The organism is Duganella sp. AC237, assembly GCF_979254035.1.
Window position 1 is genome coordinate 1,834,895 of the sequence record NZ_CEEDEW010000003.1, and the last position, 25,250, is coordinate 1,860,144.

General features: G+C 64.1%; 23 protein-coding genes and 1 riboswitch. Of the genes, 10 read left to right on the forward strand and 13 right to left on the reverse strand.

What is annotated here, in order from left to right; genetic code table 11:
- Positions 1-16: 16 nt before the first annotated feature.
- Together AC0IYS_RS08550 and AC0IYS_RS08555 are read right to left on the reverse strand one after the other, a co-directional pair.
- The gene (locus tag AC0IYS_RS08550) at positions 17-2,032 is read right to left on the reverse strand and encodes an alpha/beta hydrolase family protein (RefSeq protein WP_471704755.1); all 2,016 of its coding nucleotides are present in this window, start codon (positions 2,030-2,032) and stop codon (positions 17-19) included.
- A 213-nt stretch (positions 2,033-2,245) separates the two neighbouring features.
- Entirely contained in the window at positions 2,246-4,231 is a 1,986-nt protein-coding gene (locus AC0IYS_RS08555) for an OPT family oligopeptide transporter (RefSeq protein ID WP_471704756.1), read from the reverse strand.
- A 131-nt stretch (positions 4,232-4,362) separates the two neighbouring features.
- Here AC0IYS_RS08555 and ylqF point away from each other — a divergent pair, with 131 nt between their 5' ends.
- The gene (gene ylqF, locus AC0IYS_RS08560; RefSeq protein WP_471704757.1) at positions 4,363-5,313 is read left to right on the forward strand and encodes a ribosome biogenesis GTPase YlqF; all 951 of its coding nucleotides are present in this window, start codon (positions 4,363-4,365) and stop codon (positions 5,311-5,313) included.
- An 11-nt stretch (positions 5,314-5,324) separates the two neighbouring features.
- On the opposite strand, the gene AC0IYS_RS08565 is transcribed toward ylqF, so the two are convergent.
- Positions 5,325-6,137: a DODA-type extradiol aromatic ring-opening family dioxygenase gene (locus AC0IYS_RS08565; protein ID WP_471704758.1), complete on the reverse strand. Its 813-nt coding sequence runs from the start codon at positions 6,135-6,137 to the stop codon at positions 5,325-5,327.
- A 141-nt stretch (positions 6,138-6,278) separates the two neighbouring features.
- Positions 6,279-6,469, forward strand: a riboswitch (cobalamin riboswitch).
- Positions 6,470-6,552: 83 nt separating this feature from the next.
- Between AC0IYS_RS08565 and AC0IYS_RS08570 the strand changes: the two genes are divergently transcribed.
- The 3 genes from AC0IYS_RS08570 to AC0IYS_RS08580 all read left to right on the forward strand — a co-directional run bounded on the left by AC0IYS_RS08570 (position 6,553) and on the right by AC0IYS_RS08580 (position 9,806).
- Complete coding sequence (locus tag AC0IYS_RS08570; RefSeq protein WP_471704759.1) at positions 6,553-8,550, forward strand: TonB-dependent receptor; 1,998 nt, start codon at positions 6,553-6,555, stop codon at positions 8,548-8,550.
- A 130-nt stretch (positions 8,551-8,680) separates the two neighbouring features.
- Positions 8,681-9,013, forward strand: a complete 333-nt coding sequence (locus tag AC0IYS_RS08575) for a hypothetical protein (protein ID WP_471704760.1) — start codon at positions 8,681-8,683, stop codon at positions 9,011-9,013.
- A gap of 46 nt (positions 9,014-9,059) precedes the next feature.
- Complete coding sequence (locus AC0IYS_RS08580) at positions 9,060-9,806, forward strand: SDR family oxidoreductase (RefSeq protein WP_471704761.1); 747 nt, start codon at positions 9,060-9,062, stop codon at positions 9,804-9,806.
- 5 nt (positions 9,807-9,811) lie between these two features.
- On the opposite strand, the gene AC0IYS_RS08585 is transcribed toward AC0IYS_RS08580, so the two are convergent.
- From AC0IYS_RS08585 to AC0IYS_RS08610, 6 genes are read right to left on the reverse strand one after another with little or no spacing between them, the layout of a single operon-like run.
- On the reverse strand, positions 9,812-10,672 hold the full coding sequence (locus tag AC0IYS_RS08585; protein WP_471704762.1) for an efflux RND transporter periplasmic adaptor subunit: 861 nt from the start codon (positions 10,670-10,672) through the stop codon (positions 9,812-9,814).
- Positions 10,673-10,696: 24 nt separating this feature from the next.
- On the reverse strand, positions 10,697-10,897 hold the full coding sequence (locus AC0IYS_RS08590; protein WP_471704763.1) for a DUF1656 domain-containing protein: 201 nt from the start codon (positions 10,895-10,897) through the stop codon (positions 10,697-10,699).
- Positions 10,887-13,034 carry an FUSC family protein gene (locus tag AC0IYS_RS08595; protein ID WP_471704764.1) on the reverse strand — a complete coding sequence of 716 codons (2,148 nt, stop codon included), beginning with the start codon at positions 13,032-13,034 and terminating at the stop codon, positions 10,887-10,889. Before AC0IYS_RS08595 ends, AC0IYS_RS08590 begins: the two co-directional genes overlap by 11 nt.
- Positions 13,035-13,047: 13 nt before the next feature.
- Positions 13,048-13,545: a MarR family winged helix-turn-helix transcriptional regulator gene (locus AC0IYS_RS08600; protein WP_471704765.1), complete on the reverse strand. Its 498-nt coding sequence runs from the start codon at positions 13,543-13,545 to the stop codon at positions 13,048-13,050.
- A gap of 55 nt (positions 13,546-13,600) precedes the next feature.
- Positions 13,601-15,043, reverse strand: coding sequence for an efflux transporter outer membrane subunit (locus AC0IYS_RS08605; RefSeq protein ID WP_471704766.1), 1,443 nt, complete (start codon positions 15,041-15,043; stop codon positions 13,601-13,603).
- A gap of 20 nt (positions 15,044-15,063) precedes the next feature.
- A complete protein-coding gene (locus AC0IYS_RS08610) occupies positions 15,064-15,414 on the reverse strand; it encodes a DUF4148 domain-containing protein (protein ID WP_471704767.1) in 351 nt (116 codons plus the stop codon).
- A 180-nt stretch (positions 15,415-15,594) separates the two neighbouring features.
- Between AC0IYS_RS08610 and AC0IYS_RS08615 the strand changes: the two genes are divergently transcribed.
- The gene (locus AC0IYS_RS08615; RefSeq protein WP_471704768.1) at positions 15,595-15,981 is read left to right on the forward strand and encodes a hypothetical protein; all 387 of its coding nucleotides are present in this window, start codon (positions 15,595-15,597) and stop codon (positions 15,979-15,981) included.
- Between the two features lie 87 nt (positions 15,982-16,068).
- Here AC0IYS_RS08615 and mgrA read toward each other — a convergent pair whose 3' ends face one another.
- The 3 genes from mgrA to AC0IYS_RS08630 form a co-directional block, all read right to left on the reverse strand.
- Positions 16,069-17,106 carry an L-glyceraldehyde 3-phosphate reductase gene (gene mgrA / locus AC0IYS_RS08620; protein WP_090315519.1) on the reverse strand — a complete coding sequence of 346 codons (1,038 nt, stop codon included), beginning with the start codon at positions 17,104-17,106 and terminating at the stop codon, positions 16,069-16,071.
- A gap of 76 nt (positions 17,107-17,182) precedes the next feature.
- Positions 17,183-17,761: a superoxide dismutase [Fe] gene (gene sodB / locus AC0IYS_RS08625; RefSeq protein WP_471704769.1), complete on the reverse strand. Its 579-nt coding sequence runs from the start codon at positions 17,759-17,761 to the stop codon at positions 17,183-17,185.
- Between the two features lie 125 nt (positions 17,762-17,886).
- Entirely contained in the window at positions 17,887-18,867 is a 981-nt protein-coding gene (locus tag AC0IYS_RS08630) for a LacI family DNA-binding transcriptional regulator (RefSeq protein WP_471708825.1), read from the reverse strand.
- Positions 18,868-19,112: 245 nt separating this feature from the next.
- On the opposite strand from AC0IYS_RS08630, the gene AC0IYS_RS08635 reads away from it, so the two are divergent.
- Complete coding sequence (locus AC0IYS_RS08635; protein WP_471704770.1) at positions 19,113-20,111, forward strand: glucokinase; 999 nt, start codon at positions 19,113-19,115, stop codon at positions 20,109-20,111.
- 76 nt (positions 20,112-20,187) lie between these two features.
- Here AC0IYS_RS08635 and xseA read toward each other — a convergent pair whose 3' ends face one another.
- Positions 20,188-21,549, reverse strand: coding sequence for an exodeoxyribonuclease VII large subunit (gene xseA / locus AC0IYS_RS08640; protein ID WP_471708826.1), 1,362 nt, complete (start codon positions 21,547-21,549; stop codon positions 20,188-20,190).
- Between the two features lie 1,350 nt (positions 21,550-22,899).
- Between xseA and AC0IYS_RS08645 the strand changes: the two genes are divergently transcribed.
- The 4 genes from AC0IYS_RS08645 to AC0IYS_RS08660 are packed head-to-tail and all read left to right on the forward strand — an operon-like array spanning position 22,900 to position 25,250.
- A complete protein-coding gene (locus tag AC0IYS_RS08645; RefSeq protein ID WP_471704771.1) occupies positions 22,900-23,505 on the forward strand; it encodes a MotA/TolQ/ExbB proton channel family protein in 606 nt (201 codons plus the stop codon).
- Between the two features lie 10 nt (positions 23,506-23,515).
- On the forward strand, positions 23,516-23,950 hold the full coding sequence (locus AC0IYS_RS08650; RefSeq protein WP_471704772.1) for an ExbD/TolR family protein: 435 nt from the start codon (positions 23,516-23,518) through the stop codon (positions 23,948-23,950).
- Entirely contained in the window at positions 23,951-25,072 is a 1,122-nt protein-coding gene (gene lpxK / locus AC0IYS_RS08655) for a tetraacyldisaccharide 4'-kinase (protein WP_471704773.1), read from the forward strand. It abuts the gene before it with no gap.
- Positions 25,062-25,250, forward strand: coding sequence for a Trm112 family protein (locus AC0IYS_RS08660; RefSeq protein WP_471704774.1), 189 nt, complete (start codon positions 25,062-25,064; stop codon positions 25,248-25,250). Before lpxK ends, AC0IYS_RS08660 begins: the two co-directional genes overlap by 11 nt.

Below are 25,250 nucleotides of genomic sequence, written 5' to 3' on the forward strand. Positions count from 1 at the left end.
GGCCGGGCGCCCGCGCTCACGGGGCTTGCTTGAGGTTTTTATCGAGGAAGGCCTCGACCTGTTTCCAGAAGTCGACGCGGTTTTTCTCGTTGCGCCAGCCGTGGCTTTCGTTGTCGTAGTAGATGGCCGTGACGTTGGCGTTGTTGGCCTTGACGGCGTTGCCGAAGCGCCTGCCGTGCTCCAGCGGCACGCGCCGGTCGTCGACGCCGTGCGCCATCAGCAGCGGCTGCTTCAGCTCGGCGGCGCGCAGCAGCGGCGAATTCTTGCGGAACATTTCGGCGTCGGCCGCGTTGTCCGGATCGCCGATCAGGGTGCGCATCGAATAGCCCAGGTTTTCCTCCGACGCGTCCGATTCGATCGACGTAAACATCAGCCCGATATCGGTCACGCCCGCCCACTCGACGCCGGCGCGGAACACCTGCGGATGCTTGATCAAACCCATCAGGGTGGCGTAGCCGCCGTAGCTCGCGCCCATGATGGCCACCCGCTTGGGATCGGCCCAGCCCTGCTTGGCGGCCCACTGGGCGGCGTCGGCCAGGTCGTCCTGCATGGCGCCGCCCCATTGCTTCCAGCCGGCCTTGAAGTGCGCGAAGCCGAAACCGGTGCCGCCACGGAACTCGGGCTGGATCACCACATAGCCGCGCGAGGCCAGGAAGGCCGCCTCCGGCTCCCAGGCCCACGAGGCGCCGCGCGCGTGCGGTCCGCCGTGCACCAGCACGATGGCCGGACGCGGGCCGTCGGCCTTGCCGGCCGGCAGCGTGACATAGGCCGGAATGGCGCGGCCGTCGCGCGCCGTGTAGTGGTGGAAGCTGCGCGCGCCCATCTGCGCCGGCACGATGCCTGGATGGATGTTGCCCAGGCCGACGAGCTTGCCGGTGGCGCGGGTGTAGAGCACGTAGTCGGCGGGCCGGCGGTCGGTCTCGGACTTGATCAGCAACACCGGCGAGCCGAGGCAGTCGCTGGCGCATTCGACGGTGTTGATGTTGCCGGGCAGGGCGGCGTCGATCTTGGCCTGCTCGGCCTTCATGACGGGGTTGAACCAGACGCTGGTTTCGGCGTCGGTTTCGAGATGGATGCCCAGCATGCGTTTGCTGGGAACGTCGATCACGGGCGAGCCGAGGAAATCGAAGCCGGGCGTTTCGATGATCGGTTCCGGGTCCAGCTTCATGGTTGTCAGGTCGAAGCGGAACGGCGCGCTGTAGCCCTTGTAGTCGGCGCGCACGTACAGCGTGTTGAGGCCATCCATGAACAGCGGCGCGAAGCGCTGGTGCTCGTAGCAGGTGCCGTTGTCGATCTCGGTCCAGTTGGTGGCGTCCGGTTTGCGGTAGGAAACGATGCAATGGCCCTTGACGCGCGACTGGACCACGCGCGGCACGCCGTTGGCGTCGGTGATCCAGCGCCCGGTGGCCTGCGGCTGCGCGCCCTCGAAGGTCGAGCTCAGTTGCGTGGTGCGCGTGTTGAGGCGGAACAGGCGCGACGACGCCGGCGCGGCATCGACGTTATTCCACGTGTATTTCTCCACCAGGATGTCGTCGGAACCGTCGTGCGGCGCGCTGTGGAAGGCATAGTCGGCGGTCAGCGTGCGGCTGGCGATCATGCTGCCGGTGCTGGGCTCGCGATTGTGCGCCCAGTTGCCGTTGATCAGGTGCCGCTGGTTCTTGCCGTCCCGGTCGATCGCGAACTCGTCCAGATTGGTCCTGGCGCCCAGGTGCATGTTCTTGAGCGTGTAGCCGAGGCGGTTCTCGTTGATCCAGTGGATGGCGTAAATGCTCACCATCGTCGGATCGACCCGGCTCAGGACCGTGTAGTTGGACGGGTCGGCGGTGTCGCGGACCACCAGGGCCTGGGTGCCGTCGGCCAGGATACTGGCCTGCGCCACATAATTGCCCTTGGGGGAAAGCGTCACCAAGCCCACTTGCGCGGTCTGGAAAAAGCTGGCGATGGCGGCCAGATCGCTGGCGGCGGCGTGGTGCAGCGTCAGCGTGGCGGCGCACAGCGCGGCGGCCGGCAAATGGAAACGGAAGCGGCGCATGGGAGGATCATGGTGGTTAAGGATTTGATAATCTTATGCCGGATGGAACTATTTGTCCATGCGAACACGCAAGATCTCCACGATGACTCGGCCGCAGCCCAAAACAACTCCGGGGTCAGGTCCACGAATTCTACACGTGCTGTGCCGTTGGGCGGGCGATTTGCCCGCTACGGTTCAGCTTGTGTAGAAATGGTGGACCTGACCCCGGAGTGATCAGGCGTTGACGGCTTTGCCGTTCCTGGACGACCAGCGGTACAGGCCCACGACCACGAACGTGGCGACGATCAGCGAGATGATCATCGTGTGCGCTTCGCTCAGCGAGGTGTGGATGGCCAGCGGCTCGCCTTCGCCCGACAGCACGATCAGGCCGGCCAGCGCGACGTTGAACAAGCTCTCGCCGACGATGAAGCCCGACATGATCAGCACCGCGAGGCGCTTGGCCGTTTCGCCGCCGGCCGATTTGCCGCACGCGCGCTCGAAGAAGTAGCCGGCCACCGCGCCGATGACCACCGGCGTGATCACCGCGCTGGGCAGGTAGATCGCCAGGCCCACGCCCAGCGGCGGCAGGCTGTATTTGTCGTTGCTGGATTTTTTCAGCACGAAGTTGATCGCCACCAGCACCAGTCCGACCATCACGCCGTAGCCGAGCAGGTTCCATTGCAGGTTGCCGCCGATGACGCCCTTGGCCAGCGTCGAGATCAGCAACGCCTGCGGCGCGGCCAGCGGCTGGTCCGAGATCGAATCGAGGTTGGGCGCGCCGACGAAGCCGTTGGCGTGGTTGAGCAGCTCCAGCACCGGCGGCACCACGCACGAACCGGCGAACACGCCGATCAGCAGCGCGACCTGCTGTTTCCACGGTGTGGCATCGACCAGTTGGCCGGTCTTCAGATCCTGCAGGTTGTCGTTGCCGATGACGGCCACCGCCAGCACGACGGTGGTGACGAACAGCGCGAAGGCGATCAGCGCCTGCGCCACTTCCGGTCCCATGATGCTGCGGCCGACCATGCCCACGCTCAGCGCCGCGCCCAGGATCGTCAAGATGGCGATGCCCGACACCGGCGAGTTGGAGGAACCGATCAGGCCCGCCATGTAGCCGCAGACGGCGGCGGCGAAGATACCGGCGACCAGGATGTAGCCGATTCCGACCGCCACCAGCGGGAACGCGATCGACGACAGCGGGCCGCCCTGCAGGAAGCTCGAGAGCAGCCAGCCTGCCGGTACCAGCGAGATCAGGGTGACCAGGCCGACGATAAAGATCGGCATATCCATCTCGGTGCGATCGAGCACGGCGCCATCGAGCTTGGCGCGGCGCGCGGTGTCCATCGCCGATTTCAGGCCGGCGAAGATCGGCTTGGCCAGGCCGGCCAAGGTGATGATGGCTGCGATGCCGATCACGCCGGCGCCCATCATGCGCACTTCCTTCGACCAGATCGACAGCGCGTGGGCGCTGGCTTCCACGCCGGCGGCGGCCGGCGACAGTGACGTCATCAGCGGCACCATGATGCCCCAGGCGATGACCAGGCCGGCGAGCATCGCCAGGCCGACCGTGATGCCCATCAGGTGGCCGGCGCCGATCAGCGCCAGCGAACCGGAAGCGCCGATGCCGGTGGCGCCCGCGCCCGTGCGGAAGTAGAACGACAATTCACCGGCCATCACCTTGACGGCGGCGCCGGCGGCGAACAGCGCCGAGCTGACGGCGCCCAGCACCACCGCGCGCAAACCGGCCTTGCCTTCGGCCGCGCCGGCGCGCGAAGCCGTGCCGACCTTGAGCACCTCGGCGGCGGCGACGCCTTCCGGATACGGCAGGTTCGATTGCGACACCAGCGCGCGGCGCAGCGGCACCGTGTACATCACCCCCAACACGCCGCCGATGGCGCAGGCGCCGAAGGTCGGCCAGAACGGCACGTGCGCCCACCAGCCGATCATCAGCAGGCCTGGCAGCACGAAGATCACCGAAGCAAGGGTGCCGGCGGCCGAGGCGATCGTCTGGACGATGTTGTTTTCCTGGATGGTGGCGTTCTTGAAGGCGCTCAACAGCGCCATCGAGATCACCGCCGCCGGAATCGACGTGGCGAAGGTCAGGCCCACTTTCAGGCCCAGGTAGACCTGCGCCGCGGTGAATACCAGCGTAATCAGGATGCCCAGGATAATGCCGCGGAGGGTGATCTCCCTCGGGTTGGACGGTGCAGCTATGCTCATCTTCAGCACTCCGGTGAAAATAATATTGTTTATATGGTCAGAAAAAAGGAAAAGCGCCCCATGATATCCGAATCCCGGCCGGGCCAGCAGGTAAAATAGCGGATTGTCAGAACGATTTTGAAGGTCAGAGCATGTCGATACAATGGTACCCGGGGCACATGAACGCCGCCAAGAAGAAGGCGGCGGAGCAGATGGAGAACACCGATCTGGTGATCGAGGTGGTCGACGCGCGCCTGCCGGAGGCCAGCACCAATCCGATGGTGGAGGAGCTGCGCAAGTTCCGCCAGCGTCCGTGCCTGAAAATCCTCAACAAGATCGATCTGGCCGATCCCGCCGCCACGGCGGCGTGGGTTCAGTATTACAACGCGCAGGAGGGCGTGACGGCGTTCGCGATGACGACCAAGAAGCCGGCCGACGTCACGCGCGTGCCGGAACTGGCCAAGCAGCTGGCGCCGCACCGTGGCGTGCCGACCAAGCCGCTGCGCATCATGATCATGGGGATCCCCAACGTCGGCAAGTCGACGCTGATGAACGCGCTGCTCAAGCGGAAAGTGGCCAAGGTCGGCGACGAGCCGGCGGTGACCAAGCAGCAGCAAAAGCTTTACCTGGACAAGAACACCATCCTGGTCGACACGCCCGGCATGCTGTGGCCGAAGATCGCGCTGCCCAGCGACGGTTTGATGCTGGCCGCCAGCCACGCCATCGGCTCGAACGCCTTGATCGAGGAGGAGGTGGCGGTGTTCCTGGCCGACGAAATGCTGAAGTACTACCCGCAGCTGCTGGTGGCGCGTTACGGCTTCAAGGACATCGAAACCTTCGACGGCATCGCGGTGGTGGAGGGCGTGGCGGCCAAGCGCGGCTTCCGCCAGAAGGGTGGCGACCTGGATTTCGAGAAGGCGTCGCACACCTTCCTTGGCGACTACCGCAGCGGCACGTTGGGCCGCATCTCGCTGGAGACGCCGGCGTCGCGCAAGGAGCGGCTGGACACTTACGCGGTGGAAGCCGCGGCCAAAGCGGCCGAGAAGGCAGCGATCGCCGAAGCCAAGGCCGCCGAATACGCCAAGGGTAAACGCGGAACGTAATTCCTAACGCTCTACGCGCCGCCGAAGCGGAAACTACTCACCGCCAACGACCCCATAAACGCATCCTCGTGATACGGCACGGATGCCGGCTCGTCCTCGGCCGCCCCCAACGCCACCATCAGCGGCAGCAAATGCTCCTCGCGCGGATGCGCCACGCGCGCGGCCGGCGCCTTCTCCCACTCGACCAACGCCGCCGTGCGCTCCGCCGGCGGCAGCGCCATGGCCGCCCGCAGCCAGCCGTCGAATTGATGCGACGCCGCCGCGCCCTGCGCGTTGAACGCCCGCAGATTGTGGTAACTCAGCCCGCTGCCGATGATCAGCACTCCCTCCTTGCGCAATGGCGCCAGCAGACGTCCCACCTCCAGGTGCGTCTTCGGATCGAGTCCGTGCTTGAGCGACAGCTGCACGATCGGCACGTCGGCGTCCGGATACACCGGATACATGGCGCTGAAGGTGCCGTGGTCGAATCCGCGCTGCCCGTCCAGTTGCGCCGGATGGCCGCCCGCGTCGAGCAGTTGTTTGACCTGCGCCGCCAGTTCCGGCGCGCCCGGGGCGCTGTACTGCACCTCGTAGGTGTGCGGCGGGAAGCCGCCGTAGTCGTACAACATCGGCGGCTTGGCCGACGAGGACAGCATGAAGTCGCGGCCTTCCCAGTGCGAGGTAACGACCAGCACCGCTTTCGGTGTGACGCCCAGCTGGCGCGGGATATCGCGCAGCGAAGCGTCCAGCTTTGCGTACAGGTGGCCGACGGTGTCCATCATGAAGGGCCACGGGCCGCCGCCGTGGGACAGGAAGTAGGTGGGAAGGGTTTGGGTGGTGCTCATGGCATTGCTCCGGTATCGTTGTTATATCTACTATGGGGATGTAATGCCCGGCAATCAATGCATGAAATGTAGATAGGTCCTATCGAAATGCTGAATGATGCCGGACCCGGCCCCTGTCGGGGCGCGGCGGTGTTGGCAGGCGTATAATGCCGGGGTTCTGGTGCCTGCGCATGTGTTCACGTGCGCGGTTAAACGGGAAACACAGGGCCGCTTCCGCATTCCGCGAACCGGCCAAGGTGTGCTGCCCCCGCAACGGTAACGCCCGCGCTTTGTCGAGAGTCGCTCCGACCGCGCCGGCCAGCCCGGATATCGGCCAGACCAGGGGGAGCGCGCGCCGTCGACCGGTGCGCGGCTTCCGTACACTTCCGACTTGCGGGGACGCAGGCGCGGATGTCTCTTTTGAAAACGATTTACCATGAATTCCTTCGCGTTTGTTCCGCCTTCGGCGCCACGTTTGCTGGCTGCCGCCGTTTCCCTTTGCTTTACCGCCGCCGCTATCGTGCCGGCCACCGCCATCGCGCAAGACGCGGTCGGCGCGCAGGTCGCCCAGGTGCTGGCGCCGGTCGTCATCACCGGTTCGCGCTTCGACGCCGATCCGGCGCTGGCCCCGATCGGCGCCACGGTGATCTCTGCCGAGGATATCCGCCGCGCCGGCGTCAGCGACGTCAATTCGGCGATCCGCAAAATCGGCGGCGTCTACGGCCGTCAAAGCCTGAACGGCAGCCCGGACTTCGATCTCGACCTGCGCGGCTTCGGCACCAACAGCAGCCAGAATCTGGTGATCGTTCTCGATGGCGTGCGCCTGTCGGAAAATGAGTTGAGCACCGCGATTCTGTCGACCATTCCGGTCGATACCGTGGACCGCATCGAAATCACACGCGGCGGCGCCAGCGTGTTGTACGGCGACGGCGCCACCGGTGGCGTTATCAATATCGTCACCAAGAATCCGGGCAAGAACACCCGCCGTGGCAGCGTGTTTGTCGAGGGTGGCCGCTTCAACGCCGGCGAGGCCCGCGTGTCGGCGGCGCAGGCGTGGGAAGGCTTCGCGGCCGATGCGACCCTGGGCCACCAGCGCACCGACAACTACCGCGACAACAACGAATTCAAACAGACGCAGTTCAGCGGCGGCGCGCAGTGGTTCAACGATGTCGGGCGCGTGGGCTTCCGTTATGAAGGCGCGCGCCAGGACATGCGTTTGCCGGGATCGCTGACGGAGGCGCAATACATGGCCAATCCGCGCCAGGACAGTTCACCCGACGATCACGGCTCGCTTGACAGCGACCGCTTCACCATTTTCAGTCAGTACCGGGTGGCCGACTACGATCTGGCGGCCGATCTGTCCTACCGCAAGAAGACCGTCGACACGACCTATTTCTTCGGCGGTTTCCCCTCGCCCAGCACCTACGACAGCAAGCAGATTCAGTTCTCGCCGCGCGTGCGTCGCCTGGGCCAGATTGGCGGCATGCTCAATGAAGTGGTGGCCGGTATCGACCTGACCAAGTGGGAGCGCACCACCGAGGCGTCGTTCTCGGCGGCGGACGCGAACCAAAAATCGAAAGCGATCTACGTGCGAGACGAGTTGCGATTCGACGCAGCCCACCAGGGCCGCGTCTCGGCCGGCGTGCGGCGCGAGGTCTTCGACAAGGACTTCAGTGACCCGAAAGGTTTCGCCACCACTGGCTATGACGTCGCGCAGGGGCTGAACGCGTGGGAGCTGCAAGCGAGCTATATGCCGCTGAATGGTTTGACGGTATTCGGCAAGGCGGGACTAAGCTACCGCGTCGCCAATTCGGACGAAAACGCGGCCACGCGGGTGATCAATGCCGCGCTGCTGCCGCAGAAGTCGCACGATCTGGAGTTCGGTGCCAGCTTCGCCAACGCCGTGCACAAAGTGACGGCGCGCGTGTTCCGCCATAACCTGAGCAACGAGATCTTCTACGATCCAACCAACTTCGCCAACATCAACCTCGACCCGACCAAACGCCGCGGCGTCGAACTCGATGCGGAGCAACGCATCGCCACCGACTGGACCGTCAGCGCGCATTACCAGCATGTCGATGCCAAGTTCCGCGAAGGCGCCAACAGCGGCAAGCAAATGGTGCTGGTGCCGGAGAATACGCTGAGCGCGCGCCTGAGCTGGACCCCGGCCGATGGTCAGTCCGCCGACATCGGCACGCAGTGGGTCGACAGCCAGCGCTACGGCTCGGACTTCGACAACAGCTGCGCAGGAAAAATTCCCGGCTTCGCCACCGTCGACGCCCGCTATGCCCGCAAGATCGGCCAGTGGGAGTTCGCGGTGTCCGGCCTCAACCTGACGGACAAGCAGTACTACTCGCAAGCGTTTTCCTGCAAGGCCGGCATCTATGCGGCCGACGGCCGCCAGCTCAAGCTGTCGGCGCGCTACGAGTTTTAAGCGGGTTTTAATCGCCGATCAGGCGCGAACAGCCACCTCGCGCCTGAAAAGTGGTAATCTCCGCTCGTGGCGTGGTTGGACGTGTCACCCGCCGCGCAAAGATGCGCTTTAATTTGGAACGGGTACGAAAATGAAAGAAATCAGCGACGAACGCAAGGCCGCCGAAGGCAAGGTGATGCACCTCTATAAAGAGTCATCACCGGCCATCGAGACGCTGTTCGAGTGGGCGTATATCAACCATGTCGCCTGGAGCCTGGTGGTGGTGTTGGCGGGCTTGGTCTTCTGGCTGGTGGTCGCCTTGGCCAACGCGGAAAACCAGCGCTATGCGCTGATGACCAAAAAGTGCGAAGATCCGATGTTCAAGGGCGAGATCGACAAAAAGTGCCTGCGCAGCGTCGATTCGCGCGACCATTGGTGGCAGCACGTGGCCTACGCGCTGAAAAACACCAGTCCGGAGAAGTAACCCTGATTACAAGCCCGCGCCAGCGGGCTTTTTTACAAGGCGAGCGATGAAACAAGTGATGGTGGTGACCGGCAGCAGCCGGGGCATAGGCGCGGCGACGGCCTTGATGGCGAGCCGCCGTGGCTACGCCGTCTGCATCAACTACGTCAGCAACGGCGAGGCGGCCGAACAGCTGCGCGCGCAAATTGCCGGCGAGGGCGGCGAGGCGATCGTCGTGCAGGGCAATATGAGCGTGGAAGCCGACGTGCTGCGCCTGTTCGCGGCGGTCGACGCCCAATTGGGGCCGATCACTGCGCTGGTCAACAACGTCGGCGTGCTGGAACAACAGTGCAAGCTGATGGAAATGTCGGCCGAGCGGATGCAGCGCGTTTTCGCCACCAACATCATGAGCGCGTTCCTGTGCGCCAGGGAAGCGGTCAAGCGGATGTCGACGCGCAGCGGCGGGCAGGGTGGCGGCATCGTCAACATCTCCTCCGGCGCGGCCCGGCACGGCGGCGCCAATACCTACATCGACTATGCGTCCTCCAAAGGCGCCATCGATGTGATGACGCTTGGCTTGTCGAAGGAAGTGGCGGAGGAGGGCATCCGCGTCAATTGCGTGCGGCCCGGCGTCACCGACACCGAGATCCACGCCAGCGGCGGCATGCCCGATCGCGTGGCGCGGATGGCATCAAGCTTGCCGATGGGGCGCGCGGCCACGTCGGAGGAAGTCGCCGAGTCCATTATGTGGTTGCTGTCGCCGCAGTCGTCCTACGTCAGCGGCGCGATACTGGACGTCGCCGGTTCGCGCTAACTCGATTAACTGTGGATCACCACCGTGCAGGTGGTGCCGGCCACCAGCGCCAGGTCTTTCGGCTTCTGGTCGATATGGATGCGCACGGGCACCCGCTGCGCCAGTCGCACCCAGTTGAAGGTCGGGTTGACGTCGGCCAGCAGCTCCCGTCCCACGCTGGCGTCGCGGTCGGTGATGCCGTGGGCGACGCTCTCGATATGGCCGTTCAGCTGCGCCGCGCCGCTCATCAGATGCACCTCCACCTGGTCGTTCACCTTCAACAGCGGCAGTTTGGTTTCCTCGAAATAGCCGACCACATAGAACGACTCGCTGCCGATGACGGCCAGCTTGGCCGCGCCGACGGCGGCGAAATCACCCGCGTGCACATTCAGGTTGGTGACATAGCCGGCCACCGGCGCCCGCACCACGGTGCGCTCCAGATTGAGCTGCGCCAGGTTGCGCGCGGCCAGTGCGGCCTGGTATTGCGCCGACGCGGTGCCGACCGCGAATTGGGCCGTCTCCATGCTCTCGGCGGAGATGATGGAGCTGTCCAGCGCCGCGCGGCGGCTGGCTTCCTTGCTACGGCGGCCCTTCTCGACCTGCTGCGACGCCAGCATGGCGTTGGCCTGTGCCAGCGCGTTCTGGTAGCGCGCCTTGTCGACGACGAACAGCACGTCGCCTTGCTTGACCATCTGGTTATCGCGCACCATCACGTCGGTCACGGTGCCGGCGACGTCGGCGCTGATGGTGACCACGTCGGCCTTGATGCGGCCGTCGCGGGTCCATGCCGATTCCATGTAGTGGTCCCAGGCGGTGCGCCCGATCCACAGGGCCGCCGCCAGCAACAGCATGGTCAGGAAAAAGCGGAAGATTTTAGATGCGCTCACGTTAGCTCTCGAAGATGGTTTGGATTATTTGTATAGGGTCAGAAGCAGGGCGCCGAAGATGCAGACGAACAGGCAAAGGCGCACCAGCGCCGGATGCCAGCTTTGGCGGTAGGCGCCGACGTGGCTTAACACGCTGTCCAACGCGACCTGCAGCAGCAGGCTGACGAGGAACAGCGGCAGCACGCCGGGTAGCAATATGCCGAAAAATTCGATTTCACGCGGCATGACGGGGTTCTCCTGTTGATAGCTGGTCCAGCAAGGACGTGTAGATTGAATGCAGGTCGGTTAGCGCGGTGTGCAGCGCCGGGCGGCGTTCGGGCGCGGCGTCGGCCAGCACCGCACGCACCGCCGTGCCTGCGTACAGCAGAGATTCCAGCGTGGTCGCGCCATGCATCGGCGTCGGCGCGCGCAGATAGCCGGCCAAGTGCCGCACCACCTGCTGCAAGCCTTGTCGCGCGGGGCCGGGCGGCGAGGCGGCGATCAACTGCCGCAGCTCGATGACGGCGTGCCCCAGTTCCAGCAAGGTCAGGCCCTGGCGCACCACCGAGCGCGCCGCGTCGCCTGGCGCCGGCCCCGAGGCGGCGTTCAACTGGCTCAGAAGGTCGCGCACGCGGTTGTCGAAGCGGCGCTTGAGCCGGTGCAGCGGCGCCGTGCAGGCGTCCAGCGCTTCGCGCCACAGCGCTGCGGCGACATGGCCCTTGTGGCCCATCGTGTGCTCCGGCAGCACCACCTTGAACATCACGTAGGCGACCGCCACGCCCATCGCCAGCGACAGTTCGCTGCTGATGAACGCCTCGACGTCGTAGTGCATCTGGTTGGCCGGCACCAGCAAGGTGGCGGAGAACATACCGATGCCGATGCCCACGCCGGCCCATTTGGGACCGGTGCCCAGGTAGGAGCCCAGCGCCAGCAGCGGCAAGGCCGCCAGCACCATCGGCCCGAAGTCGTCGGCCCGCGTCATCAGCAGGAATTCCGTGAGGAACGCCAGCGGCATGGCGATCAGGAAGCCCGTCAGCACCTGCTGCACCAGCGCCGTCGGTCGCGGCGACGACGACGCTAGCGCGCAGAAGATCGTCGCCATCAGAATGGCGTTGCTGGCGTAGGGCCAGGCCAGCCAGTACCAGGCGGCGGCCGTGATTAGCAAGGTGGCGCCGGCGCGCAAGCCACTGGCGATGACGATGGCCGGCGGCGTCTTCGGCGTGTAGGCGCCGGGATCGCTGACCTGCTGGCGCTCCTCACGCGCCAGGCCGTGATACAGCGCCGCGAACTCCTCCAGGTCGCGCACGAAGCGGTCCAGCAGTTCGGCGGCCGTGTCGAAGTCGATCTGCTGCGCGCGCCCGTCCAACGGGGCGGACGCCAGCCGCGCGCGCGCCGCCGCAATATCTTCCGCCAGTTCCACGCGCATTCGCGCCAGCTGGCCGGCGCTCAGATCCGGCTTCATTGCCTGCGCCAGATGCGCGTGCATCGGCTCCACCAGCCCCAGCACCGGATCTGCGGCATTGACGCGCAGGCGGTGGATCAGGCGGTGCAGCGTGTAGAAAGTCGTCAGCACCGTCATGAAAGCGGCGTTGAAGGCATGCAGTTGGCGCGTCTGGGAGCGCGCGTGGTCCGCCTCGAAGAAGGCGGCGGCGCGGCCCGATTCCAGCGCCGCGATATCGGCGGCGAACTTCAGGTGGTTCAACTCCGCGTCCGCCGGCGACAGGCGCCGCTCCAGCACCTGCTGGCAAAAGGTGATGAAGCCGGCGTAGCGCGTCTGCACTGTGCGCATGACGGCGCGCGAATGGCGGCGCGGGAAAATCACGTCATGCACCACTGCCGCGCAGATGATGCCCAGTCCGACCTCGGTCACACGGGTGACGGCCAAGGTGAACACATGCGCCGGCGCGTCGATCGCGGGAACGACGATCATGCAGGCCGTGTAGCCGGCCAGCACAAAGCTATAGGATTGCTGGTTGCGGTGCATGGCGGCGCCGCCGGTGCACAGCGCGACCCACAGCGCCACGCCGATGAACAGCACCGGCGGCGATTGCGGGAATAGCGCCACCAGCAGCAGCGAGGCGGCGCACCCGACCAGCGTGCCGAGAAAACGGTAGAAGGCTTTTTCCAGCACCATGCCGCTGCTGGGCAGCGCGAGGATGACGGTGGTGGCGAGCGCGGTGGAGGGAGAGTCCAGGCCGAGGCGGAAGGCCAGCCACAAGGCGGAGAAGGCGGCCAGCATGGCCTTGGCGACGAAGACCCAGCGCTGGCCTTCGGTGTTGAACCAGTCGGCGCTCTCGGGGCGCAACCACGCGGCTCCCTGGTTCACCGCTCCCCCCGCCGCTTTGTTTTCCTGTGTTGGAGCGGCGGCGGAGGGAGGGTTCATGGTGTGGGTTCGTCTATGTAAGTGCTTCTAGATTGTTCAACTGCCGTTTCAGCAGCGCTTCCAGCTGTTTGACTTCTTCCGCGTCGTAGCCGTCATAGGCGTGGGTGGTCGCCGCCCATACTTCCGGCAGCACCTTGGCGATCAGCGCGCGGCCGCTGTCGGTCAACGAAATCATCACGCACCTGCGGTCGCCCGGGCGGTTGCCGCGCGTGATCAGTCCCTGGGCTTCCAGGTCGTTGCACACGCGCGTCAGGTTGGCCGGCTTCTCCATGCAAGCCTCGCCCAGCGTGGAGGCGGTGGAGGTCTCGTCGTCCGAGCCATACAACACCGCCAGCACCATGTAGCTGGCGTCCACCAGGTCATATTTGCGCAGCGCGGCGTTGCTCAAATCTTTCATCCGTTTTTGGATGTGGTAGGTCATGCGCATCAGGCGCATCAGATCCTCGGGGAAGTCCGGCATGCGGGCATGGATGTTTTTCAGGCGTTTTTTAGTCGCTTCAAAACTGCTCATTGCCTTGCTCCTCTTATAATTTTTAAAGGATTGATTGTACTTGGAAGCTCCCCGGTTAATCCACTTTTATGCCCCCGCCTAGCGCCGACATCAACAAAGCGTAGTTATCCAGTTGTTTGCTCGCCACTTGTGCCATTTGCTGCTGCTCGTTTAACAAAGTCAGCTGCGCGTTGATGACGTTCAGCGAGTCGGTCATGCCGGCGTTGTAGGCCCGTTCGGCCAGCTGCTGCTGGCGGCGCGCCGACGCCAGCGCGCGTTGCGCCAACAGGTCCTGCTGCCTGACGGAGGCGATACGCACCACCGCGTTGGCCACATCGGCCATCGCCTGCACCACGGCGGCGTTGTACTGCTCGACCGCGCCATCATAAATAGCGGTCTGGTTGCCAAGCTGGGAGCGCAGCCGGCCGCCGTCGAAGATCGGCAGGCTGATGGCCGGTGTGATGCCGCGCATCTGCGAGTGGCTGTCGAGGAAGCGCGAGAAGCCCAGCGACTGCACGCCGACGAAGGCGGCCAGGTTGATGTTCGGGTAGAAGTCGGCCTTCGCGCCGGCGATGCGCGCGCCGGCCGCCTCCACGCGCCAACGCTGGGCGACGATGTCGGGCCGCCGGCCGACCAGTTCCGCCGGCAAGGTATCGGGCACCGCTTCGCCGTGTCCCGCTTCGAGGGCCAGCTTCGGCCGGGCGATGGTTTCACCGTCGCCCGGTCCTTTGCCGATCAGTGCCGCCAGCTGGTTGCGCAACAGGGCGATCGATTCGTCGATCTGCTCATGGTCGCGCCGTCCCGCCGGCAGTGTCGTTTCAATGTTGGTGACGTCGATGTCGCTCACCAGTCCCGCCGCGTGGCGTTTGCGGGTGATCTCGAGGATGCGCTGGCGCTGCGCCAGGTTGTCGGCCACGCTGTCGCGCAGCGCATAATCGAGCGACAGCTGGATGTAGCTGCGCACGATGGCCGTCTCCAGTGTCAGCCGCGCCATCTGCGCTTCGGCCGACGCCATGCGCGCCTCGTCGAGCGCGGCGGCCAGCGCGTCGCGGTTGCGGCCCCACAGATCCAGGTCGTAGGAGCCGGACAGGGTGGCGGTGTTCTTCCACGCGTAGTTGCCGGCCAAAGGCGCGGGCACGGTGCTGTGCGCGGAATACAGCTCGCGGTCGATGCTCGCCGAGGCGTCCACGCGCGGCAAGGTGGCGGCCCTGGCGACGCCCGCCAGCGATTCGGCCTGGCGCACGCGCGCTTCTGTCGCGCGCAGACCCGGATTGTCGGCCAGCGCCGCGCTCACAAGCCCGTTCAACTGTTCGTCATGCAGCGCTTCCCACCAATGCTCCCCGGGCCAGGCTACGTCCGCGCTGGCGGCGGCGATGGCTTTGCCGGGGTTCAGTTGCGCGGGCTTGAGCGCGACGGCTTGCGGCTGGATGTGGCCCATGTCCGCGCATCCGCCCAGCGCCGCGACCACGCACGCCAGCATGGCGGCGGCGAGGGGGCGTGGTGAAGGATGCGTGGTCATGGTGATCGGCTCAAGGGCGATTAGTTGGCGACGTGTTTGCGGGTTTGCGCGACGTCGAAGTCGGCTTCCGTTTGCAGCAGCGTGCCGTTCTTGCGCGCTTCGAGGAATTCGGCTTGCACCTGGGCGCGGGTCAGGCCCGTTGGCTGCTGGGCTTTGCTCGCGGCGACAGCGCTGGCGGCGACGGCGTTCTGCGCGGCGGCGGTGCTGCTGGTTGCTGCCTTGGTGGCGCTGGTGCTGGCGCCGGTGGCTGCGGCGGCGGAGCCGGTCGTGCCGGTGGCCGGCGACGTGGTTTGGGCGACGGCCGCGCTGCCCGAGGCGATGGCGAAAACGATGGTGGCGGCGCGCAGCAGATTGTTGGTGACGGTGCTCATGATGGACTCCTTCGTGTGTGTATGGAGTAACTATATCTATGAATAGTACATTTGTAAAGTAAAAAATTCCTATCGGGGCGATAGGGCGCCACTGGATGCGTCTCCCTTATATGCGAGTGGGCGCACGGACCGGCCGCCGCCGCAGTGGTCCAATCGAGTTTTCATTGGAAGGAGCAGATCATGTCTGACAGTACACTCGACCCCGATAACATCCCGGCAGGTAACGATCGCGTGCTGGGGCGCGGCCATGGCACGCGTTCGCTCGGCCCAAGCGATAACTCCGACAGCGGCAGCGACGTGGCCGGCAATCCGGATCTGGCGCTCGACAGCGACACCGATGCCGAAGGTACCGGCGAGCGTGGCGATGTTGCGATGGATAGGGTGGCGGCGGGCGCCGACATCGGTTACGACCATATCGAAACCATCCCTGGCGGCGATGCGATGGTGGACGGCGATTTCCACGACGTGGTGCCGCTGGAGGACGACGGCAGCGTGCCGGATGACGACGTGCCGCTGGAGCGCACGGAGAAGTCGCGGCTTAACGGGCAGCCGGCGCCGCGTCAGTAATCTAAAGCCGCAGGCGGAGCGTGGCGGATTACGCTACGCTAATCCGCCCTACGTGGTTCAGATCTTCTCGCCAGTTAGCGGCCTGGTTTACTTGTGGACGGACGATACCGCCCACAGGTTAATGTCGCCCTCCTTGGCTTGCTGGTCGATGGCGGCCAGTTCGTCGGCGCTGAAGTGCAGATTTTTCAGCGCGGCGACATTCTCGCGGATCTGCGCGCTGCTGCTGGCGCCGATCAAGGTCGATGTGATGCGCGCGTCGCGCAGCACCCAGGCCAGCGCCATCTGCGCCAGCGTTTGTCCGCGCGCCTTGGCGATCTCGTTGAGCGCACGCACCCGGGCCAGGTTTTCCTCGCTCAGGTGCGACGCCATCAGCGAGCCCCCGCCCGGACGGTTGATGCGCGCGTCGGCCGGAATCCCGTTCAAATATTTGTCGCTCAGGATGCCCTGCGCCAGCGCGGTAAAGGTGATGCAGCCGATGCCCTGCTTGCCCAGGGTGTCGAGCAGGTCTTCCTCGATCCAGCGGTTCAGCATATTGTAGGACGGCTGGTGGATCAGGCACGGCACCTTCCACTCGTGCAGCAGACGCGCGGCTTCGGCGGTTTTCTCGGCCGAGTAGGACGACACCCCCACGTATAAGGCCTTGCCCTGCTGGACCGCGTGCGCCAGCGCGCCCATGGTTTCCTCCAGCGGCGTGGCCGGATCGAAGCGGTGCGAGTAGAAGATGTCGACGTAGTCGAGGCCCATGCGCTTCAGGCTTTGATCGAGGCTGGCCAGCACGTACTTGCGCGAGCCGCCACCCTGGCCGTAGGGGCCGGGCCACATGTCCCAGCCGGCCTTGGTGGAGATGATCAGTTCATCGCGGTAGGGCTGGAAGTCGGACTTGAACAGGTGGCCGAAATTCGATTCGGCGGAGCCGTACGGCGGGCCGTAGTTGTTGGCCAGGTCGAAGTGCGTGATGCCCAGGTCGAAGGCGGTGCGCAGCATGTCGCGCTGCGAGGCGAGGTTGTTGGTGTCGCCGAAGTTGTGCCACAGGCCGAGCGACATCGCCGGCAGCTTCAAGCCGCTGCGGCCGCAGGTGCGGTACTGCATTTCTTCGTAACGGTGGGGTGAGGCGAGGTAGGTCATGTGTGTCTCCATGCGGATTAAAAAAAAGCCCGGACCTCGCAAAGAGGGCCGGGCTTTTTCAGCGATACTAGTTCATTCAGGCGAAATTGGCCGCCGCGAAGTCCCAGTTGGCCAGCTTGAAGAAGGTCTCCAGGTACTTAGGACGCACGTTGCGGTAGTCGATGTAGTAAGCGTGCTCCCACAGGTCGCAGGTGATGAGCGCTTTGGCATCGGTGGTCAGCGGGGTGGCGGCGTTCGAGGTGTTGACGATGTCCAGCGAACCGTCGGCTTTTTTCACCAGCCAGGTCCAGCTCGAACCGAAGTTGCCGACGGCCGACTTGGTGAACTCTTCCTTGAACTTGTCGAACGAACCCCATTTGGCGTTGATCGCTTCGGCCAGCGCGCCGTCCGGTGCGCCTTTGCCGTTTGGCGTCAGGCTGTTCCAGTAGAAGGTGTGGTTCCACACCTGGGCGGAGTTGTTGAACACGCCGCCGGACGATTTCTTGATGATCTCTTCGAGCGACAGGTTCTCGAACTCGGTGCCTTTGATCAGGTTGTTCAGGTTGGTGACATACGTCTGGTGGTGCTTACCGTAGTGGTATTCCAGGGTTTCTTGCGAGATGTGCGGCGCCAGGGCGTCGATGGCATATGGCAGTGCTGGCAGGGTATGTTCCATTGTTGTTCCTTTGTTTGGGGTGTTAAAACCGAGAGTGAATTATGGCGAAACGTTCATCATTGTAAAGCGGATGCGCCTTCCATGCTCAAAAGGCCCGCTTTCCGTGTGGATACTCAGCGGCGGGCTCAGCGCACCCTGCGCGTGGTCTCGCGCACGATCAGTTCCAGCGGCGGAATCTCGCCCTGGGCGTCCTCGCCGTTGATCACGCGCAGCAGCGCGTGGGTGGCGATGCGGCCGATGTCGTACAGCGGCTGGCGGATGGTGGTCAGCGGCGGCGTGGTGTACGACGAGCCGGGCAGGTCATCGAAGCCGACCAGCGAGATGTCGTCCGGCACGCGGATGCCCTTGCGGTACAGGGCCAGCCGCGCGCCGTAGGCGCTCAGGTCGTTGGCCGCGAACACGGCCGTGAATTGCTGGTGTGTATCGAACAGCCGGTTCATTGCCATCATGCCGCTGGCTTCGTGGTAATTGCCCTCGACGATCAGGTGCGGGTCGGCCTCGACGCCGGACTCCTCCAGCGCGCGCTTGTAGCCGGCCAGGCGCTCGTCGGCGTCCATGTTGTTGGCGGGGCCGGAGATGAAGGCGATGCGGCGGTGGCCCAGCTCGATCAGATGGCGCACGGCAAGATAGGCGCCGTATTCGTTGTTGATCTTGAAGCCCAGCGCGGTGCGGGTCTGCAGTTCGCGCCCGGTCGAGACGATCGGCCGCTGGGTCGAAAAGCCGAGCACCGTCTCGTCCGAGATGCGGCCCGACAGCAGGATGATGCCGTCGACCTTGCGCGCGAGCAGCAGGCGGATGCGCTCGGCCTCCTCGTCGGCGTTCCAGTGGCCGCTGACGATGACCGACGCGTAGCCGGTGCCCTTGAGGCCGTCGTCGACGCCGCGCAGCGTTTCATCGAAGAAAGGGGAGGAGATATCCTGCACCACGATGCCGATGGTCAGCGAGCGGCCTTTTTTCAGGCCCTGGGCCATCTGGTTGGGGGCGAAATTCATCTTGGTGATGGCGGCCAGCACGGCCTCGCGCTTGTCGTCCGACACCTTGGCGGTGCCGTTGAGAATGCGGGAAACCGTACTGGGCGACACTCCCGCCTGGCGTGCAACATCCATCAAGGTCGATGGGCCGGAATGGGAGGGGAGATCTGCCAAGGGGAATTCCTGTTATTTAAATGTTATGAAAACCTTTTCACCCAAGGTTACCATATTCACTATCCTTTCGGCCAGTTTCGCCGGCGGATTGACTTTACGCGGCGGCGGGTATTTAATGAAAACAGTTTTTGAAAACGATTTCATAAGGGTGCTGCCGTATAATCCGCATAACAAACATCGGCACCAACAATAAAAAAGGAAGAGACATGGATCGCGCAAACTTTTCGCATCTGGCGAACGGCCCGCGCCTGCTGGCCGACATCGGCGGCACCAGCGCCAGCTTCGGCCTGGAGACGGCCCCCAATCAAATCGACGCCATCTGGGTCACCGACTGCGCCACGTATCCCACCCTGGGCGCCGCGCTGGTGGCCTACCTGTCGCAGCCGGCCACGGTGGCGGCTGGCGGCTACCAGGCGCGCTTCGCCGGCATCGCCATCGCCAATCCGATCGACGGCGACTGGGTCACGATGACGAACCACCACTGGTCGTTCTCGATCGAGGCGGTGTGCTCGCAATTCAGTTTGAAATCGCTGGTGGTGGTGAACGACTTCACCGCGCTGGCCAGCGCGCTGCCGTACCTGGCGGCGGACCACAAGCGCCAGATCGGCGGCGGCGTGGCGCGCGCCGGCGCGACCATCGGCCTGGTCGGCGCGGACGCGGGCTTGGGCGTGTCCGGACTGGTGCCGTCCGGCGTCGATGGCCGCTGGATCGCCATCGACAGCGAGGGAGGGCACAGCACCTTCGCGCCGATGAACGAGCGCGAGATCGATATCCTGCGCTATGCGCGCCGCTATCACGAGCACGTATCGAGCGAGCGGCTGGTGTCGGGCATCGGCCTGGGGCTGGTGTACCGCGCGCTGTGCGAACGCGCGCGCGTGGAGCCGCGCAACCTGAATACCAACGAGATCATGGAGCAGGGCCTGCACCGATTGTGCCCTGTTTGCGAGGAAACGCTGGAGGCGTTCTGCGAAATGCTCGGGACGGTGGCGGGCAACGTGGCACTGACCCTGGGGGCCAAGGGCGGCATCTATATCGGCGGGCGCATCGTGCCGCGCATGAGCGAGTTCTTCGAGCATTCCGGCTTCCGCGCCCGCTTCGAGCAGAAGGGGCGGTTTTCGGATTATCTGTCGCATATCCCGACCTACGTCATCACCGAAGACTATCCGACCTTGATCGGGATGTCGGCGATGCTGTCGGCTGGGTAGTCATGAGCCGTCGACGGAGCCTGGCGGATTACGCTGCGCTAATCCGCCCTACGTGTCTCCGTAGTCATTCGGCTACTTAGTCCAAGGTCGGTTGCACGGAATCGACGGCGACTTGCGCGCTGCCTTCGGCCAGCCGCAACGTCAACGTGCTGCGCGGGCGCAGTTGCGCCGGCGCGCGCACGATGGCACCCTTGTCGTCGGTGACGATGGCGTAGCCGCGCTCCAGGGTGCGCTGCGGATTCAATAACTCCAGCTGCGACGACAGCGCCGCCAGCGCATGGCGGCGCCGGCCCAGCTGCGTCGCCACGCTGATCTCGGCCCGATGGCGCAAGCCCGCCAGCGCCGAACGCGCCGCCCGCACATCCGGCTTGTGCGCGGCCATCCGGCCGCTCAAGCGATCGAGCTGGTAACGCGATTGCGACAGCGGCATGCGGTTGGCGTGCATCATCGCCGTCGCCAACGCCAGCAGCTTCAAACGCTGCTGCTTGATCTGCGCGCCCGGATTCAGCAGGCGGCGCGCGTGGCTGTCCAGCGTTTGCGTCGCCTCGCTGACGCTGCGGCGCATGGCCCGGCGCAAGTCGGTGGCGTCGGCGCGCAGCGACGCCAGCCAGTCGGCGCGCGGCGTGGCCGCCAGTTCGGCCGCCGCCGTCGGCGTGGCCGCGCGCAGGTCGGCGGCGAAGTCGCAGATCGTGAAATCGGTCTCGTGGCCGACGCCGGAAATCACCGGCATGCGGCAATTGGCGACCGCGTACGCCACATCCTCGTCGTTGAACGACCACAGATCCTCGATGCTGCCGCCGCCCCGGCAGACGATCAGCACATCGCATTCGTTGCGCAGCGAGGCGGTGTCGATGGCGTTGGCGATCTTCTCGGCGGCCAGTTGTCCCTGCACCGGCGTCGGATACAGCACCACGCGCACGTGCGGCGCGCGCCGCTTGAGCGCCGTCAGCACGTCGCGCAGCGCCGCCGCCTGCGGGCTGGTGACGATGCCGATCGCGCGCGGAAACATCGGCAGCGCGCGTTTGCGGTCGGCGTGGAACAGGCCCGCCGCGTCCAGCTTTTCCTTCAGCCGCTGGAACGCTTCGAACAGCGATCCGACGCCGGCGCGGCGGATCGCCTCGACGTTGATCTGGTAGTCGCCGCGCGCGCCGTACAAGGTGACCAGCGCCCGCACCTCGACCTTGTCGCCATCGCGCGGGATGAAGTCGGCGTACTGCGCCCGCCCGCGGAACATCACCGCCCGCACCTGCGCGGCGTTGTCCTTGAGCGTGAAGTACCAGTGGCCGGAACTGGCTCGGGTGAAATTGGACACCTCGCCGCCGATCCAGGCCAGCGGGAAGGAGCGCTCGAGCAGCCGCGCGACCGCCTGGTTGAGCGCGGTCACGGTCATCACGGGGGCGGCGGCGGGGGCGGAATCGGAGCGGTCGTCGAACATCATAGATTTCAAAAAAATAAACTATCCACACAATGTGCGTTTGGTCACACAGCGGTCATATGCCACAAAAAGCAGGAGGTATTATAGGTAGGTATTTGATTTTAAAGGTTAAACTTTTCTGCCGTATTTGCGTGCAGCGACGAAAAAGCCTTACGGATCAAGCACTTTGCCGTAAGGCAGGGTGATTACGCACAAAGTTATCCACAAATGCTGTGTGAAACTTTTGTGACCGATAGTTGTTTTCTTATTGCTGATTTTATATGCCTAAAATTTACGCAAGGAAAGTAAGTTGAGCGAAATCAAAGGGTTAGGGCGACAAACATGGTATTGCGCACAATTTTATCCACAGAACTTGTGCAGAACTTGAGCAGTATTCCCGGGCCGAACGGGCGACGTGATGGCGGCCCGGGTTCGCCCCGGCGGCGTGCGGTGAAGGCCCGTTGCGAGGAAACGGTATGCATCGTTTTTGTGCATGGCAACTTATTCGTTGTAAATCAATGACATGGGAATGGGCAGGCGGCCTTGCTAACAATCTTATCCACACAAAATGTGCAGAAGTGAGCGTTTTGCCGCGATAGGCCGGCATTATCGCGAGCATTGGCGACCAGTTCAGTGGAAAACTCCCGTTGACCTCTGAAAGCGTCATCGAAATGCCGCTCTGCCATATTTTTACTCATGGCAAAAAATCCCTTTTAAATCAACGATCTTGCACAAGGCGGGAACCGTTGCGCACAATCTTATCCACATTTAATGTGCAGAAGTCGCGTGCCATACCAATCGGCGAACACGCATGCCGACGGGTGTTTTGCATGCGTCATTTTTACGCATGGAGTAATTACCTTTTAAAATCAAGGGCTTGATAAGGCATGACGGGTATTGCTAACAATCTTATCCACATAAAGTGTGCAGAAGTTCCCGCTTGAGCCAACGGTGCGCTTTAAGTTGCCTTAAAAATAATTTTTTAAGCCGGATCTTCCATCGAGCCATGATATGCCGGATTTTTATGCAGGATAACAATATTGATTAAAATCAAGGACATCGGTAGGCATCACCCGGCTTGCACACAATCTTATCAACAGAATGTGGGCATAAGTGGGCACAACTTTTGCTGGGCAAAATGCAGGCCCGGACATCTGCGCCTGCGAGGTTTTTAATCTCTGGTTTAATTCCCTGTAAAATCAAGGGCTTGGGCGTTGTTGGGCGGCCTTGCGCACATCGTTGTCCACAGAAAATGTGCAGAACTCCACGGCCGCCTCGCGCGGTGCGCTGCTGTCCAGCCATTCGCTACTTGCCGAGCGTCGTCCAACACGATACATTGCGCCTTCGGGTTTCACATCACTACAGGAGTTCGTTTTGCTCGCTATTTTCCAAGCCGCAGGTTGGCCCATCTGGTTGTTGTTGATCGCCTCGATCGTCGCCACGGCCCTGATCATCGAACGCTTGCTGTACCTGCGCCGCAGCAAAATCCTGCCGAAGAAGCTGCTGGACGAGGTGGTGCAGGTTTATCGCGGCGGCAATGCCAGCCCCGGCGTCATCGACAAGCTGGAAAAAAGTTCCCCGTTGGGCGTGGTGCTGTCGGCCGCGCTGCGCAATGTCGACGCCCAGCGTGACGTGATGAAGGAATCGATCGAAGAGGCCGGCAGCGGCGTGGCCCATACGCTTGAACGCTTCCTCACCACCCTGGGCACCATCGCGACCCTGGCGCCGCTGATGGGGCTGTTCGGCACGGTGGTCGGCATGATCGAGATTTTCGGTTCGCAAAACGCCACCGGCTCCAACCCGGCGCAACTGGCGCACGGCATTTCCGTGGCGCTGTATAACACCGGCTTCGGCCTCGCGATCGCCATGCCGACCCTGGTGTTCTACCGCCACTTCCGCGCGCTGGTGGACAGCTTCGTCATCGAGATGGAGCAGCAGGCGGTGAAGTTTGTCGACATCGTGCACAGCAAGCGCAAGTAAGGACGTCCGCATGAATTTCCGCAAAGGCCGGCACCGCGAGGACCCCGAGATCAACCTGATCCCGTTCATCGACGTGTTGCTGGTGATTTTGATTTTCCTGATGGTCTCGACCACCTACAGCAAATTCACCGAGCTGCAGATCACCTTGCCGACCGCCGACGCGCAGAAGCAGGAAGAAAAGCCGTTCGAACTGAACGTGACCGTCGACGCCAAGGGCAACTACACGATCAACGGCGAACCGGTGTCGTTCCGCGACGTGGCCGGCCTGGCGCAGTCGATGAAAACCGTGGCCGACAAGGGTGGCCAGCCTGGCAAGTCGCCGGTGGTGGTGGTCAACGCCGACCAGTTCGCGATGCACCAGATGGTCATCAACGTGATGGAGGCGGCCCGCATCGCCGGTTATGAGAAGCTGACCTTCGCCGCGCAGACCGGTGCCGCCAAATAAGTGTCGCCGCCTAGTCCTCATACATCGTCCGCGCTGGAAACGACGCTGACGCGCAACTGGCTGCGGCGCGGTCCGCTCGCCTGCGCGCTGTGGCCGCTGTCCTTGCTGTTCCGCGCGTTGAGCGGTTTGCGCGCGCGGCTGTACCGCGCCGGCCTGCTCAAGTCGTCGAGGCTGCCGGTGCCGGTGGTGGTGGTTGGCAATATCTACATCGGCGGCACCGGTAAGACACCGCTGACGATCTGGCTGGTGCAAGCCTTGCAGGCGGCCGGCATGCGCCCGGGGGTGGTTTCGCGCGGCCATGGCAGCGGGCAAGGCAGCGACGGCGCGCGCGAAGTGGGCGACTTGTCGACGCCGGCCGAGGTCGGCGACGAGCCGTTGCTGATCAAGCAGCGCACCGGCTGTCCGGTCATGGTAGGGCGCGACCGCGCCGCCACCGGGCGGGCGCTGCTGGCGGCCCATCCCGACGTGGACATCATCCTGACCGACGACGGCTTGCAGCATTACGCGCTGCAACGCGATATCGAGATCATCCTGTTCGACGGCCGCGGCGCCGGCAATGGCTGGCTGCTGCCGGCCGGGCCACTGCGCGAGCCGGTCTCGCGCCGGCGCGACTTTACCGTCATCAACGCGCCGCTGCTGACGGACGAGCTGATACGCGCCGTCGGCTGCCAACCCGTAAGCCAGGGGTCGTACCCCGTACGGGGTACGACCCCGGTCGGCCGTGCGGGTTCAAGCGGACAGCCAATTCAAATGACGTTGGTGGGCGAGTATGCCGAACAACTGCGCGACCGTTCGCAGCGCCGCGAGCTGGCAACCCTGAACCAGCCGGGCTTGCGGCTGGCCGCCGCCGCCGGCATCGGCAATCCGTCGCGCTTCTTCGGCATGCTCAAGGCCGCCGGCCTGTCCATCGCCGAGCTGCCTTTGCCCGATCATCACGACTACACCGACCGTCCGTTCGCGCGGCTGGAGGCCGATATCATCTTGATGACCGAGAAGGATGCAGTAAAATGTGCGCAAATTGAAGAACTCAGAGACGACCCGCGACTATGGGTCGTCCCGGTAACGGCGCGCATTGACGCGGCGCTGGCCGACCAAATCGTGGAGAAATGTCGTGGACGCTAGATTGCTTGATATCCTGGTATGCCCGGTCTGCAAAGGCCCCCTTGAGTACGATAAGAAAGCCCAGGAAATGATCTGCAAGGGCGACCGCCTGGCGTTTCCGATCCGCGACGGCATCCCGATCATGTGGGCCGATGAGGCGCGTACTTTGCAAGATAAACTGCACGATAAGGTGGATTGA